General features: G+C 34.1%; 9 protein-coding genes. 6 read left to right on the top strand and 3 right to left on the bottom strand.

Features of this window, described 5'->3' with window-relative positions; genetic code table 11:
* Positions 1-11 precede the first annotated feature (11 nt).
* The 3 genes from DMR38_RS01860 to DMR38_RS01850 form a co-directional block, all read right to left on the bottom strand.
* A complete protein-coding gene (locus DMR38_RS01860) occupies positions 12-1,181 on the bottom strand; it encodes an amidohydrolase (RefSeq protein WP_127719737.1) in 1,170 nt (389 codons plus the stop codon).
* An 88-nt stretch (positions 1,182-1,269) separates the two neighbouring features.
* Positions 1,270-4,476, bottom strand: a complete 3,207-nt coding sequence (carB, locus tag DMR38_RS01855) for a carbamoyl-phosphate synthase large subunit (RefSeq protein ID WP_127719736.1) — start codon at positions 4,474-4,476, stop codon at positions 1,270-1,272.
* A 58-nt stretch (positions 4,477-4,534) separates the two neighbouring features.
* Positions 4,535-5,584 carry a carbamoyl phosphate synthase small subunit gene (locus tag DMR38_RS01850; RefSeq protein WP_127719735.1) on the bottom strand — a complete coding sequence of 350 codons (1,050 nt, stop codon included), beginning with the start codon at positions 5,582-5,584 and terminating at the stop codon, positions 4,535-4,537.
* A 404-nt stretch (positions 5,585-5,988) separates the two neighbouring features.
* Between DMR38_RS01850 and DMR38_RS01845 the strand changes: the two genes are divergently transcribed.
* From DMR38_RS01845 to yhbH, 6 genes are all read left to right on the top strand, one after another.
* The gene (locus DMR38_RS01845; RefSeq protein ID WP_127719734.1) at positions 5,989-6,957 is read left to right on the top strand and encodes an efflux RND transporter periplasmic adaptor subunit; all 969 of its coding nucleotides are present in this window, start codon (positions 5,989-5,991) and stop codon (positions 6,955-6,957) included.
* A 20-nt stretch (positions 6,958-6,977) separates the two neighbouring features.
* Positions 6,978-7,631 (top strand): efflux RND transporter periplasmic adaptor subunit, encoded by a 654-nt coding sequence (locus DMR38_RS01840; protein WP_127719733.1) that lies wholly within the window; start codon positions 6,978-6,980, stop codon positions 7,629-7,631.
* Positions 7,632-7,643: 12 nt separating this feature from the next.
* Positions 7,644-9,221: a DHA2 family efflux MFS transporter permease subunit gene (locus DMR38_RS01835; protein ID WP_127719732.1), complete on the top strand. Its 1,578-nt coding sequence runs from the start codon at positions 7,644-7,646 to the stop codon at positions 9,219-9,221.
* Entirely contained in the window at positions 9,178-9,669 is a 492-nt protein-coding gene (locus tag DMR38_RS01830) for a MarR family transcriptional regulator (protein WP_127719731.1), read from the top strand. The genes DMR38_RS01835 and DMR38_RS01830 overlap by 44 nt, the downstream gene beginning before the upstream one ends.
* Positions 9,670-9,847: 178 nt before the next feature.
* On the top strand, positions 9,848-11,770 hold the full coding sequence (locus DMR38_RS01825; protein ID WP_127719730.1) for a PrkA family serine protein kinase: 1,923 nt from the start codon (positions 9,848-9,850) through the stop codon (positions 11,768-11,770).
* Positions 11,771-11,774: 4 nt separating this feature from the next.
* Positions 11,775-12,977 carry a sporulation protein YhbH gene (yhbH, locus tag DMR38_RS01820; protein WP_127719729.1) on the top strand — a complete coding sequence of 401 codons (1,203 nt, stop codon included), beginning with the start codon at positions 11,775-11,777 and terminating at the stop codon, positions 12,975-12,977.
* Positions 12,978-12,980 lie beyond the last annotated feature (3 nt).

The following is a 12,980-nucleotide window of genomic DNA, read 5'->3' as shown; positions in this document are numbered from 1 at the left end:
CCGTAGTGTACCTAATTTAGTAATTTCAATGCAGCATTGCTCATGACTTCTACTCCATAGGCCATGGCTCTCTCGTCTATGTCATATTTAGGATGATGCTGAGGGTATATGATACCTTTTTCAGGATTACCCACACCTACAAAGATGAAGCATCCTGGAATCTTTTGCAAATAATAAGAAAAATCTTCGCTGCTCATAAAAGGCTCTATAGCATGGGCTTTATGTCCAACCATCTCTTTACCAGCTTCTAGAACAATACTGGTAACTTTAGGATCATTTGCCAGTACATAAGTACACCTATCTCGCTCAATTTCACATTTAGCACCTGCCATATCACATACATCTTCTACAATCTTTTTTATATGGCCAAACACTTTCTCTCTTACATTTTCATCAAGAGTCCTTATGGTTCCCTTTAGTTCAGCTCTTCCTGCTATAGAATTATAAACACGCCCTGAGTTAAATACTCCAACGGATACAACAGCTTGCTTCATTGGATCTACATCTCTTCCAACAATTGTATTCAATGCCACAACTATTTGAGATGCTGTTAATATAGAATCTATAGTCTGATGTGGCATGGATGCATGCCCTGCTTTTCCTTCAATAATTATTGTAAATTCATCACTTGCTGCCATCATGGGACCAGCAGATATTCCTACTGTTCCAAATTTGACAGGCTGCCATAGATGTGCTCCTATAATTGCATCTACATCTTTTAGTCCATCATCAGCTATAATTGCCGCTGCTCCTGACCCATCAGCTACTTCTTCTTCACTAGGTTGAAATATAAATCTTACAGTTCCCTGTATCTTATGACGAAGATTACTAAGCACTTTTATAACTCCCAAAAGCATAGCAATATGTCCATCATGACCACAGGCATGACATGCGCCTTTATTTCGAGATTGATAAGGCTTTCCACATTCATCTTCTATGGCGAGTGCATCCATATCTGCTCGAATTGCTATAATTTTACCTGGTTTTTCACCTTTTAATTCAGCAATAACTCCTGTACCAGCAGCTTTTCTAATGTCTAAGTCTAAGCCCTCCAGTACCTCAATGATTTTCTTTTGAGTAGAAAATTCTTTTTTGCTTAACTCTGGGTATTTATGAAAATATCTTCTTAGCTCAACTATTTCTGGGTAATATTTTTCTGTAAGTTCCTTTATATCACTCATAATTTCAAACCTTTCATTATTGTATTTTGGTGCCAGGCACCATAGTGGGACATTTATGCTCCACTATGGTGCCTGACACCTGATTGTTTTACTTATACTCTGAAAATACATCTAATTCATCACTATCTACATCTTCTGATTTGACATAGGTCATAGCTCTAAATGTATCTAAAGAAGTTATTACTTGAATGTTTCTCTCTACGGCTGTTCTTCTTATATGAAATCCATCTCTTCTAGAATCATTCCCTTTAGTCGGTGTATTAATGACTAAATCCACTTCTTCATTTTTTATGACATCTATTATATTAGGATTTTCTTCGTTCATTTTTCTAACTTCTTTAACTTCAATTCCATTATCTCTTAAAAGTTTTGCCGTATTTCGAGTAGCCATAAATTTTATTCCCATCTTGTAAATCTCTTTAGCTATAGGTAAAAATTCTTGTTTGTCATGATCTCCTATAGTAGCAAGCATTACTCCATTTTTCATATTAGAAAACATTCCTGCAGCTAAAAATCCTTTATAAAGTGCTCCCGTAAGAGTGTTTGAAACACCGAGCACTTCCCCAGTTGATCTCATTTCCGGTCCAAGTGATACTTCGACATTTGGAAGCTTCTGTGTAGAAAATACAGGTACCTTAACTGCCACTATATCTGGTTCTTTTGAAATTCCAACTCCATACCCAATATCCTTTAGCTTTTCACCCAGAGTTACCCTAGTTGCAATATCAACTATAGGTACACCGCTCACCTTGCTTATATATGGAACTGTCCTTGAAGCCCTTGGATTTACTTCTATTACATACAGGTTTCCCTTATACTCTATAAACTGAATGTTAATCATACCTTTTATTCCGATTCCAGTTGCAAGTTTTTCGGTATAATCCAATATTTTTTTCTTCATTTCATTACTTATATTCTGACTTGGATACATTGTTATACTATCACCAGAGTGTATACCAGCCCTTTCAAGATGCTCCATAATTCCAGGTATAAGCACATCTTCTCCATCACAAATTGCATCTACTTCTATTTCTCTTCCCATCAAATACTTATCTATTAATATAGGGTTTTTCCTATCTTTCTTAAAAGCCATGGATAAGTAGTAAGTAAGTTCTTTCTCATCGTAGGTTATTTCCATTCCTTGACCACCAAGTACATAGGACGGCCTAACAAGTACAGGGAATTCCAATCTTCTTGCTTCTTCCAATCCTTCTTCTACAGACCAAACACCTTTTCCCTTAGGCCTACTTATATTTAATCTTTCCAAAAGGTCATCAAATTTTTCTCTGTCTTCTGCCTCATCTATCTGATCTGCTGTTGTACCCAAAGTAACTATATTCTTTTCTTTTAAAAATTCTGCTAACTTTATGGCAGTTTCTCCACCAAATTGAAGTATTACACCATAAGGTTTTTCCTTATCTATTATACTTAGTACATCTTCTTCAGTTATAGGTTCAAAATACAATTTATCTGAAATATCAAAGTCTGTACTTACAGTTTCAGGATTGTTGTTTACTATAATAGTTTCTATATTTAACTTTCTAAGAGTCTTTATACAGTGAACAGAAGCATAGTCAAATTCTATTCCCTGACCTATTCTTATAGGTCCTGAGCCTATTACAATAACCTTCTTTTTATCTGAAACCTCAACTTCATCATATTGCTCATAAGTAGAATAATAATAAGGTGATAGGGCTTCAAATTCTCCACCGCAGGTATCTACCATTTTATAAGCAGGAGTTATACTCCATATATTTCTAAGTTTATATACTTCTTCTGGAGATACCCGGAGCATATCTGCTATGCCCTTATCTGAAAACCCCTTCCTTTTAAGCAAAGTTAGCCATTCTTTATCTATATTGGAAATGTCACTGGACTTTAATTTTTCTTCTTCATCTATTATCCACTGAAATTTCTTTATAAAGAATATATCTATTCCTGTAATCTCAGCTAACTTTTCAATTCTATATTTTCTCCTAATCATTTCTGCCATTGCAAATATTCTTTCGTCATCAGGATATGCTATTCTTTCTTTAAGTTCTTCCATAGTGAAGTCTTTGAATTTTTTATAATCCAAGGAATAAGCTCCTATTTCAAGAGATCTCACACCTTTTAAAAATGCAGCTTCAAAATTGCTGCCTATTGCCATTATTTCACCTGTAGCCATCATTTTTGTTCCAAGTTCCCTATCTGCATTATGGAATTTGTCAAAAGGCCATTTAGGAATTTTTACTACTACATAGTCAAGAGATGGCTCGAAACAAGCATAAGTCTTTTTAGTAACTGCATTTTTTATCTCATCCAGACCATATCCAAGAGCTATTTTAGCTGCAACCTTTGCAATAGGATATCCTGTAGCTTTTGATGCCAAAGCTGAAGAACGACTTACCCTTGGATTTATCTCTATAACTGCATATTCAAAAGATTTTGGATTAAGTGCCAGCTGAACATTGCATCCCCCTTCTATTCCAACCTCATTTATTATATTAATAGAAGCAGTTCTAAGCATTTGATATTCCTTATCAGATAATGTCTGGCTAGGTGCTACTACTATACTGTCTCCTGTATGGATTCCAACAGGATCTACATTTTCCATGTTACATACAGTTATACAGTTTCCAAAGCTGTCTCTCATAACTTCATATTCGATTTCCTTCCACCCTTTTATACTTCTTTCAAGAAGTACCTGTCCTATGGAACTAAGTTCTAGTCCTGATTCCAGTATGGTTTCCAGCTGTTCTTCATTTTCAGCTATTCCACCACCTGTTCCACCTAAGGTATATGCAGGCCTTACTATAACAGGATAACCTATTCTGTTTGCAAACTTTTTGCCACTTTCCATATCCGTTATTATTTCACTTTCCACTACAGGCTGATTTATTTTATTCATAGTATCTCTAAAAAGTTCTCTATCTTCACCTTTTTTTATAGCTTCTATAGAGGTACCTATTATATTTACATTATATTTTTCAAGTATTTTCTTTTCATACAATTCCACTGTCAAATTTAATGCAGTCTGACCACCCATGCCTGCTAAAAGACTGTCAGGACTTTCTTTTTTTATAACTTTTTCTATAAATTCAACCGTAAGAGGTTCTATATAAACTTTATCAGCAACCTCCCTATCCGTCATTATGGTCGCCGGATTACTATTTATAAGTACAACTTCTAACCCCTCTTCCCTAAGAGATTCACAAGCCTGGGTCCCAGAATAATCAAACTCTGCTGCCTGACCTATAATTATAGGACCAGATCCTATTACTAATACTTTTTTAATATTTTTATTTAAAGGCATAAAAACCTATCTCCCTTCTATTCAATGCACAATTTTCAATCTTCAATTCTCAACTATTTTAAAGTGCATATTTTACAAATTCATCAAATATATAGTTGTTGTCTTCCGGTCCCGGACATGCTTCCGGATGAAATTGTATTGAGAATATAGGAAGACTTTTATGCTTCATTCCTTCTATAGTTCCATCGTTTAAACTTACATGAGTTATTTCCATATCTTCAGGCAGTCTATTTACATAATAGCCGTGATTTTGAGAAGTTATGTGCACTTTACCGGTTATAAGATTTTTTACAGGATGGTTGCATCCTCTGTGACCAAATTTGAGTTTAGCTGTGCTCCCCCCGAGGGCTAAAGCCAAAAGCTGATGTCCAAGACATATTCCTGTAATAGGTTTTTTGCCTATAAGCTTCTTTATATTTTCAATTTCACAGGTAAGATCATCCGGATCTCCCGGACCATTTGATAAAAATATCAAATCTGGATCAATTTCAAGTACGTCTTCTGCTTTAGTATTTGAAGGAAATACAGTTACCTTACATCCTCTATTTGCAAATGCTTTTACCATGGTTTTTTTAATTCCAAAATCCAAAATGGCAATATTTTTTTTGCCTTCACCTATAGTATATTTTTTCTCTGTACTCACCTTAGATACTGCATTTTTATTGGAAAAAGACTTAATCTTATCTTCTACAGAGACAAAATCTAAATTTTCTATAGTTATAATTCCCTTCATGGTACCATTTGTCCTTAACATTTTTGTAAGTGCTCTCGTGTCGATTCCAGAAAGTCCCACAATTCTATTGGTTTTAAGGTAGTCACAAAGTTCAAGTTCAGATCTAAAATTACTGGAATAGCTGCATAACTCCCTTACAATAAACCCTTTTACCTTTGGATCGGATGATTCCATATCTTCTAAGTTAATTCCATAATTTCCTATAAGGGGATAAGTCATAGTTACTATCTGGCCATAATAAGACGGATCTGTAAGTATTTCTTCATATCCTGTCATTCCAGTATTAAATACCACTTCACCTACACTATCTTTCAAATACCCAAAAGCTTCTCCTTGAAAGATACTTCCATTTTCTAATATAAGTTTTGCTTTCATAATATACCTCCTGCATTTTTACTAGTAAAAATACACCTATCCATCTTAAAAAACAAAAAAGGCAATAAAAAAATTATTTTAAAAAAACAATTTTTCCACTGCCAAAGTTTCTATATTCAAATACAAAACCATTCATTTTTTTTAGGATATAAAAAAGCTTACCCATAACATACCTCTTTCTGGCCTCACAGGACCAATTTAAAGTGTATTTTTCACTCAAATTCTAACCTTTATTCTAATTAAAATACGGCTATATGTCAAGTATCAAAAAATATATTTTTTAAATTACCACTTGGAATAATATTCTTGAAAATAGAAATAAACAGGTATATAATAGAAACTGTTAATGTACGAACAGTTTCTATACAAATAATATTTGAATAAACTATTAAAGGAGGTTGTACATGAAAAAAGCTATTTTATTTAGCCTAGCTGCAGCAATATTTTTGACAGGCTGCGGTTCTACAAACACTACGAGTAAAAATATTAAAAACATCAATCAAAATACAAGCAATCAATTTTTAATGGGAGGAAAAATTTCAACAAATGAACAAGCAAATATAACTTCAAAAGTTTCAGCAAAGGTTTCTGAAATATCCGTTGACCTGGGTTCAAAAACAAATGAAGGCGACGTACTTATTAAACTAGATACAAAAGATCTTCAAGGACAAGTTGATCAAGCCCAGGCAGCTTTAAATACCGCAAATGCAAATTTAACTAATGCCCAAAACAGCACTCGTCCCGAACAAGTCGCTGAAGCTCAGTCCTCTGTAAGCAGTGCTTCTCAAAGCTATGAAACAGTAAAAAAGAACTATGACCGTGTAAAGGCTTTAGTAAATGCAGGAGCCGCAACTCAGCAGGAACTGGATTCGGCCAATCAGCAGCTTGCTACAGCAGATTCACAGTATAAAACTGCCCAGGAACAACTTGCCATGCTAAAAAATGGTCCCACAAAATCATCTATAGATGTTTACAAAGCACAGGTAAGCCAGGCTCAAGCAGCTTTAAAAACTGCACAGACATCCCTAAGCAATGCCACTATTACCGCACCTATTTCTGGAGTAGTAAATGCCAGAAATGTCAATGTAGGAGATACAGTATCCCCTGGTGCAACACTTCTTTCTATAATAAATTCCAGCAACCTCTATGTAAATGCCTATGCACCTTTAGATATCGTAAGTCAAATCAAAGAAGGAGAAGAAGTATCTGTAAAAGTATCTGAAATACCAGACAAACAATTTAAGGGTAGAATAGCCGTTATAAATTCTAATTTAAATTCTAAAAGCAGAGATATTTTAGTTAAGGTAAGCCTAACAGATAAAGATTCACAGCTAAAACCCGGCATGTTTGCTGAAATTGGACTTGAAAAATAGAGAAAGAAGGTATTTCAAATATGAAACAGAAACGAAAAATATTGATTATAGGAATATTAGTAGTAATTGCAACCGCACTCAGTAGTATAGGATTTTATTATTGGTATGAAAACACCTACTATGTTTCAACAGACGATGCAAAAGTAGATGCAGACCTTGTCAACGTAACTCCACAAATCAGTGGTAAATTGCTAGAACTCAATGTAGATGAAGGGGATATTGTTATTAAAAATCAAATATTAGCCCGTCAAGAAATGTCAGACCTATCTGACTCAAAGGTAGATCAATCTTTAATAAGATCACCTATAAATGGCATAATTATTAAAAAACAGGGAACCATCGGTGAAATTTGGTCTCCTGGTCAAACACTAGCTACTTTAATAGACCCAAATAAACTTTATATAACTGCTGACATAGAAGAAACAAAACTTGGAAAAATAAGAGTTGGACAGCCAGTTAGCATTACTATAGACGAGTACGGATCTCAAAAGTTTACAGGCAAAGTAAAATCTGTAGGAGAGGCAGCTAAGTCTGCACTATCTATTATACCAACTACTACCAGTGGTACATTTACAAAAGTAGTTCAGAGAATACCTATAAAAATTTCTCTAGACAAATTTAACAACAAAATACTTCCAGGTACCAATGCCGTTGTTAAAATTCGCATAAAGTAATGGGGTGATATAATGGAAGCAAACAACAATGAATCCATATACAGCTGGCTAGCATTAATTGTTGTAGTAATAGGAACTTTTATGTCCATACTTGACAGCAGTATAGTTAATATCGCTATTCCAAAAATGATGGCAGTCTTTGGGGTATCAATGGATGATTCAAAATGGATACTAACATCATATACCCTAGCTCTTGGTGCAATTATACCTCTTACGGGATATCTTCAGGAAGTTTTTGGATCTAAAAAAATATATATGTTTGCACTTGCAATGTTCACTTTGGGCTCCATGCTGTGTGGATTTGCCTGGAACAATACATCTATGATAGTATTTCGTATTATACAAGCTTTAGGCGGAGGCATGATAATGCCTGTAGGTATGTCCATAATATATGAAATATTCCCCAGAGATAAAATAGGCCTAGCTCTTGGAATTTGGGGTATAGCCTCAATGGCAGCACCTTCCATAGGACCTACTTTAGGTGGATATATTATTCAAAATATGAACTGGAGACTTATTTTCAATATCAACGTTCCCATAGGCATACTAGGTGTAATTTTAGCTGGAATTTTACTAAAAGATTCCCAAAAAATTACATTTAAATCCTTTGATGTAATAGGGTTTTTATCCTCTACAATTGGAGTAGTAAGCATTTTATATGTACTTGGAGAATGGACTTCAATTGACTGGAGTAAAGTGCAATACCCACTGCTTTTGACTTTGGGATGCCTAAGTCTTATACTATTTGTAGTAAATGAACTTACCCACCCGGAGCCACTTCTGGACCTCACTGTATTTAAATTATTTGACTTTAGTGTATGTCAAATAATAATTTGCGTCTTAACTATGGCCCTTATGGGTGGAGTATATGTGCTGCCCTTATTTCTCCAAAATATAAGAGGATATACAGCAATGGAAACAGGTCTAATCATGCTGCCTGCTGCCCTTGTAGTTGGAATACTAATGCCTGTAAGCGGTAACTTGTTTGATAAAATTGGTGCCAAGCCCTTAGTTATACCCGGGCTTATAATACTAGCCTTAAGTTCCTATCATCTTTCAGTTTTAATAAATATGAATTCCAGTAGAGAAATGATAACTTTTATTCTATGTATAAGGTCAATTGGGCTAGGATTTACCATGATGCCAATTAATACTGCAGGAATGAATGTAGTACCACAAAACTTAATTGGGAAAGCATCTGCTCTCTCCAGTACCATAAGGCAAATAGCAAGTTCCCTCAGCATAACGATAATGTCCGCCATAATACAAAGCAAAACTAACTATAATTATTTAAAACTATCTGAACAAATAAATGTATACAATAAGCCCGCTAATGATACAATAAATATACTTACGAAATCATACATGCAAGAAGGTCTTCCCCAGGGCACAGCTAAAGCCTCTGCATTATCTACGTTAAGTAAATTGCTTCAAGGACAGGCTACTATAGACGCTATGGCTTATGCAGTTGCTATTACTTCTATTATAGTAATTGTCACTATAGTCTTAACTTTAATGATGAAAAGTAAAAAAACAGAGAAAGGAGATGATCACAATACCAACACAAAAGAACTCGCCACCACAAAATGATGACTTAATATTAGAGCAATCGGATAAAATAATTAATCTTTTTAAAATTATCCATAAAATTATTGGTCATAAGTTTAGAGAAATTGCAGGACAATTTGGTTTTACGGCACCTCAACTGGCAGTTGTAGTTCATTTGTATAAAAAACCTGGTATGACATTAAATGAGTTGAGTAATCATTTAATGCTTGCGAAGAGTACGGTATCTGGTATAATAAACCGTCTGGTAAACCAAGGTGTTGTAACCCGGGAGATACCTGAAAACAACAGAAGAATTGTAAAGCTATCCATATCTGAAGATTTTAAGAAAGTCAATGATATGCTAGACATAAAGCAAACTTTAATTTCCAACTGTATATCCGATACTATAAGAAATATGGATAGCAAATCAGTAGATCAATTTATTCATGCATTAGAACATTACAAATCACTATTAGAAGATATTAAATAATAGGGAAAACACGACAGCAGAACCTGTTGTTACTGCTGTCGTGTTTTCCCTTTACCTTTCTCCTCATCCCGAATCTAAGAATCACTTGATTGAAATCACAAGTGCTATCAATTATTATACATAATAAATACTCATGCTGCGTAGTATTTAATAGATATAATAAAAAGGAGAGGAGAATATGAACTTTAAGGATATAATTGAAAAAGACAGGGAAATAAGGAAAAAACATGAGTTTAAAGGAACTTTTCTAGAGTACCTAGAAATTGTAAAGAAGAACCCTAAAATCGTAAAATTATCTCATAAAAGAATGTATGATATTATAATGAATAAAGGTTATGAAGTCTTAAAACCTGAAGAAAATCCAAGAATAAAAAAATTATACGGTAATGAACCAATTAGAAGGTATAACTTTTTCAAAAATGATTTTTTTGGAATTGACAAAGTCATAATGAAATTAGTGAACTATTTCCACTCTGCAGCAATGATGGGAGAAGAATCAAGACAGGTACTTTACTTAGTAGGTCCTGTAGGAGCTGGTAAATCATCTCTAGTAGAATCAATTAAAAAAGCTCTTGAAACCTCAGAACCTATTTATGCTCTTGAAGGATGCCCTATGAGGGAAGAACCTCTGCACCTTATACCAAAACATTTAAAAGGAAGCTTTGAAAAAGCACTCGGTGTAGAAATTGAAGGCGATTTATGCCCTGTTTGTAAATATAGGCTAAAGCATGATTACGGCGGCGAATATGAAAAATTTCCTGTAACTACTACTGACTTTTCCATACGATCAAGAAAGGGCATTGGAGTAGTACCACCAGTTGATCCCAATAACCAAGATACATCTGTACTCACAGGTTCTATCGATATATCAAAGATGGATATGTATCCTGAAGATGATCCTAGAATATTCTCGCTAAATGGTGCTTTCAACGTAGGTAATAGAGGGCTTGTAGAATTTATTGAAGTTTTTAAAAATGATGTGGAATATCTTCACACAATAATTACAGCTACCCAGGAAAAATCAGTTCCATCCCCAGGTAAGGGTTCAATGATCTATTTTGATGGAATTATTCTAGCACATTCCAATGAATCTGAATGGAACAAATTTAAATCTGATCATACTAACGAAGCAATACTAGATAGAATAGTAAAAATTGAAGTTCCTTACTGCATGGAATTAAATGAAGAAATTAAAATATACAAAAAAATACTTGGCAAGAGTCAATTTAATGCACATATAGCACCTCATACCATAGAAATAGCAGCAATGTTCGCAATTCTATCCAGACTTTCACCTTCCAACAAGGTAGATCCTATGACAAAATTAAAAATTTACAATGGAGAAGATATAGTTGAAAAAGGTACAACTAAAAAAATTGACTTTTCAGAATTAAAAGAAGAAGCAGGTTCTAGAGAAGGAATGACAGGCATTTCCACCAGGTTTATAGTAAAAGCCTTAGATAGTGCACTTTCAAACTCAGAGTACAACTGTATAAATCCTCTTAGCGTAATAGAAAGCTTAACAAAAGCAGTTAAAGATTTGGATATAGCTGAAGATGATAAACAAAGATATTTAACTTTTATAAAAGATACCATTAGAAAAGAATACAACAAAGTATTGGAAAAAGAAATAACCAGAGCTTTTATTCACAGTTTTAAAGAACAGGCAGAAAGTCTTTTTGATAATTACCTGGATCATGCAGAAGCTTATGTAAATAAAAATAAAATTAAAGATCAATCCACTGGAGAAGAATTGGAACCAGATGAGACTTTCATGAGATCCATTGAAGAACATATCGGCATCTCCGAAAATTCTGCAAAAGGATTTAGAACCGATGTAACTTCATATATGTTCTACGTTATAAGAAATGGAGGAAAAATCAGCTATACTTCCTATGAACCTCTTAAAGAAGCTATTGAGAAAAAACTTACCGCATCTGTAAAAGAACTATCCAGAGTTATAACTAAATCAAAAGTGAGGGGCAAGGAACAAAATGAAAAATATAATTCCATGGTTGAGGAAATGAAGGCAGATGGATATTGTGACCACTGCTGTGACGTTATTTTAAAATACGCTGCCAACAACCTATGGAAGGATTGATATTATGGCTATTTTTAGAGAATTTGATCCAAGGGATCACCATGATAGATCCTTAGAAGATAGAAGGCGCCACAAACAATTAGTAGAAAAATCCATAAAGGATAATCTTGCAGATATAATATCAGAAGAAAGCATTATAGGTAAGAGTAAAGATAAGAAAATTAAAATTCCCATAAAGGGCATTAAAGAATACCACTTTATATATGGAGACAATAGTCCCCAAGTTGGAAGTGGAGACGGATCTCAAAAAAGAGGAGATAAAATTGGAAGATCCCTAGAGAAAAATGGAGGAAAAGGCAAAGGCGGTGCAGGTAACGAAGAAGGGGAAGATATGTACGAAACAGAAATTACCCTAGAGGAACTTATGAATTACCTTCTTGAAGATATGGAGCTGCCTTTGATGGACAAAAAAAAATTTTCAGACCTACTGTCTAAAAAATCCTTAAAAAAAGCAGGATATCAAAGAAATGGAATAAATCCAAGGCTAGCTAAGAAAAGAACTGTTATAGAAAAGCTAAAAAGACAGCAAAATTCTAAAAGAGCCATTAGGGAAGCTAGCCAAGACCCTCTATTTCAAAATAAAATTATTTCTAAAGATATAGACTCAAGATTTCCTTTCAGACAGGAAGATTTAAGATATTTCAGGATAAAAGAGAAAAAAAAGCGAGAATTAAATGCTGCCGTCATATGCGTAATGGATACATCAGGTTCCATGGATAGCACAAGAAAATTCTTAGCTAGATCCTTTTTCTTTATTTTGTATCAATTTGTAAAAGCTAAATACAATAATGTTGAAATTAAATTTATTTCTCACTCTACTAAAGCAAAGGTTGTTACTGAAAATGAATTTTTCCACAAAGTAGAATCTGGTGGAACCTATATATCCAGCGGATTAAATAAAGCTCTTGAGGTAATTGAAGAAAATTATAATCCTGCTTACTGGAACGTATATACCTTTTATGTAAGTGACGGTGACAATTGGGATGAAGATAACGAGCGTGCTTTAAAAGCTGCCAAAGATTTATGTGAAGTCTGCAATCTTTTTAGCTATGCAGAAATCATACCCAGTTATTTTGGAAGTAATATAAAAAATATTTTCCGTCGAGGAATAGATAAAAATAACTTTTCTACTGTAACTATTAATGAGAAGCAAGACTTATGGATATCCCTTAAAAAAATATTGAAAAAAGAACTGGAAGGAAGGTGATTT

It is taken from the genome of Clostridium sp. AWRP, from assembly GCF_004006395.2.
Taxonomy (GTDB): Bacteria; Bacillota; Clostridia; order Clostridiales; family Clostridiaceae; genus Clostridium_B.
Note: the sequence above shows the minus strand (reverse complement) of the source record. Positions and strands in the feature narration are given on the sequence as shown.

Bases quoted from the DNA above. Each gene is read 5' to 3' on its own strand.
- DMR38_RS01860 (WP_127719737.1), bottom strand. From the start codon at position 1,181: ATGAGTGATATAAAGGAACTTACAGAAAAATATTACCCAGAAATAGTT.
- carB (WP_127719736.1), bottom strand. From the start codon at position 4,476: ATGCCTTTAAATAAAAATATTAAAAAAGTATTAGTAATAGGATCTGGT.
- DMR38_RS01850 (WP_127719735.1), bottom strand. From the start codon at position 5,584: ATGAAAGCAAAACTTATATTAGAAAATGGAAGTATCTTTCAAGGAGAA.
- DMR38_RS01845 (WP_127719734.1), top strand. From the start codon at position 5,989: ATGAAAAAAGCTATTTTATTTAGCCTAGCTGCAGCAATATTTTTGACA.
- DMR38_RS01840 (WP_127719733.1), top strand. From the start codon at position 6,978: ATGAAACAGAAACGAAAAATATTGATTATAGGAATATTAGTAGTAATT.
- DMR38_RS01835 (WP_127719732.1), top strand. From the start codon at position 7,644: ATGGAAGCAAACAACAATGAATCCATATACAGCTGGCTAGCATTAATT.
- DMR38_RS01830 (WP_127719731.1), top strand. From the start codon at position 9,178: ATGATCACAATACCAACACAAAAGAACTCGCCACCACAAAATGATGAC.
- DMR38_RS01825 (WP_127719730.1), top strand. From the start codon at position 9,848: ATGAACTTTAAGGATATAATTGAAAAAGACAGGGAAATAAGGAAAAAA.
- yhbH (WP_127719729.1), top strand. From the start codon at position 11,775: ATGGCTATTTTTAGAGAATTTGATCCAAGGGATCACCATGATAGATCC.